Here is a 2031-nt window from a genome sequence, read left to right on the forward strand (position 1 = left end):
CGATACAGGTTGCCATTATCGGTACTGAAAAAGATGTCGCCGCTTGGTGAAGTTTCAATGTCTCTTATCCTCTCGCCTAAATCTTCTAAAATACGTTCTTCCTTGATTGCATCACCTTGTCCATTGACTGTCACAATATTGATGTGGGTAAGCTTAAGTGCGCCAGCCAGCAGCTTTCCTTTTAACTCTGGGTATTTATCCCCTTGGTAAACAATCAAGCTCCCCGGAGCGATTGAAGGAACGTAGACTTTTTTAGGCGCTTCAATGCCATCTTTAGTTTCAGACTCGCCTACGCTAATTGGGCCCCAATACTCTTTTCCGTGTGATGTGACAGGCCACCCGTAGTTGGCACCTGCTTTTATTAAGTTGATTTCGTCACCACCGCGCGGGCCGTGTTCAATCGACCACAGCTTCTGGGTCGGGAAGTCGTAATACAAGCCTTGTGGATTACGATGGCCATAGCTCCAAATCTCATTGAGTACCTTGCTGTTATCCGAGAACGGGTTATCGCTTGGTGTGCTTCCATCAGCATTCAATCGTAATATTGATCCGGCGTGAGTCATGGTGCCTTGGCCGTTGTCTCGATCACCACGGTCGCCGATTGAAAAATACAGGTGGCTATCATCAAAGGTGATACGGCTGCCAAAGTGACGTCCGGTGTCCGTTCTGGATTTAGATACAAACACGTCTGTCCAATTGGTAACTTCATTATTGCTGTAATTAGCAGAAGCCAGTGACGTTACTCCTTCACCATCGACGTCTTTACTGTAAGTGACGTAGAACTTTTCGTTTTCAAAAGGGGAGAGCGCGATATCCAACAGACCACCTTGGCCTTTCGCCCAAACATTGGGCAGCCTGAACAGTGTGCTTTGCTCACCCGTCTTTAAATCAACCTGTTTAATGACGCCTGCTTTTTCTGTGAGAAGCATAGTACTGTCATCGACATAAGCGAGCCCCCATGGAACCTCAAGGCCGTCTGTGATTTTCTCTACTTGCCATGCAAAAGCAGAGGATATTGGACTTGATGCGATGAGTGCCAAAGCATAGGAAAGAATACGATGATGATTGTTCATGGGAGTCCTTTGTTTTCATGACGTGGTATTAGTTTAGCTTGTGGTCGACAGGTGCAAAGGTTGGGTTACTGAAAAGTGACTATTCATTTATTTAGTTCAACCAGTGTTGTATGAGTAAGCAAGCTCACGTATGTTTAGCCTGCCATTCTCTATTCGATTCCTTCGGAGCATAATGAATACTACCCTTGCAACATCTTCGCTGTTTTCTCTGTCTGTATGTTGTCAGGTTGATACCCAAGCTATCTATTCTCAAACCACCCGATCTCAAAACAGCTGTTATGTTGGATACTTTACATCATGAGTCGTCGATTTGACTTTAAATCGATCCTACTTGCGTGTTTGGTCATCAGCATCGGCCAACTCAGTATGGGGCTGGTATTTCCATCATTACCTTGGATCGCGAAAGACTTTGATGTTTCGCTAGAGCAAGCTCAGCTTCTGGTGAGTGTCTATTTGTTAGGTTTTGGACCTTCTCAGTTTATTTATGGTCCAATTTCCGATGCTCTAGGGCGCAAGAAAGTACTGCTGAGCGGATTATTAATCGCCATGCTGGGACTATTAATGATCATCTTCTTTAGCCATTCATTTACTAGCATGGTGATGGGGCGTTTTCTGCAAGGCTTAGGAACGGGTTGTTGCGCTGTACTTGCTCGTGCTTCCACGCGGGATAGATTCAGTGGGGCAGATTTACCTTTAGCTATGTCCTACATTGCGATGGTCGCGTCTATTACACCTTTGATTGCGCCCGTAATCGGCGGCTTTATTAACTTCCATTTTGGCTGGAGCATGGTGTTCATCTCGCTACTTGGCTATGTCTCATTAGCTTGGGTGGTTTTGGCGTTCAAGTTTAAGGAAACCGTCACTCAGATCTCCGCTATTCCTTCGGCAAAGAAAATGGTTTCTCAATACAAAGAGTTGCTAACTTCTCGCTATTTTATGAGTTTTGCGAGTATTGGCC

2 protein-coding genes are annotated in these 2031 nt (G+C 45.3%); one reads left to right on the top strand and one right to left on the bottom strand.

Annotation, left to right across the window (positions count from 1 at the left end; translation table 11 throughout):
- A partial coding sequence (locus tag AB4653_RS27205; protein WP_372105795.1) for a PQQ-dependent sugar dehydrogenase occupies positions 1-1073 on the bottom strand: 1073 nt, incomplete at its 3' end.
- A 297-nt stretch (positions 1074-1370) separates the two neighbouring features.
- Here AB4653_RS27205 and AB4653_RS27210 point away from each other — a divergent pair.
- The coding region (locus AB4653_RS27210; RefSeq protein ID WP_372105796.1) for an MFS transporter at positions 1371-2031 on the top strand (661 nt) is incomplete at its 3' end.

Source organism: Vibrio sp. 10N.222.48.A3 (assembly GCF_041475345.1).
GTDB classification, from domain to species: Bacteria; Pseudomonadota; Gammaproteobacteria; order Enterobacterales; family Vibrionaceae; genus Vibrio; species Vibrio tasmaniensis_A.